Here is a 238-nt window from a genome sequence, read left to right on the forward strand (position 1 = left end):
GGGGCAGGCTTATCGATTTTTTGCCTTGCCTTGGCCCAAAGCCATATTCAACCAAGCTGGCGAGCGGCTACCCGCTAATTATGCAAAATTTTTAATTGTAAATTAGACGGTATTGGTGCCAACCTATAATGACGTGAATGATGCAAAAGCTCTTGAGGTGATCGGGCGCGCCTTCGCGGATTTTGTCATAATTGGCATTGATTGCCGTGTGTTGATTAAGCAACTTGGCAGCTTAGAT

General features: G+C 45.4%; 1 protein-coding gene. It reads left to right on the plus strand.

Annotated features, from left to right (window positions below):
• Nucleotides 1-115: 115 nt before the first annotated feature.
• Nucleotides 116-238, plus strand: a 123-nt coding sequence (locus Q4563_RS23890) for an agmatine deiminase family protein (RefSeq protein WP_442903868.1), incomplete at its 3' end; no start/stop codon positions are given.

This window comes from Gilvimarinus sp. 1_MG-2023, assembly GCF_030548285.1.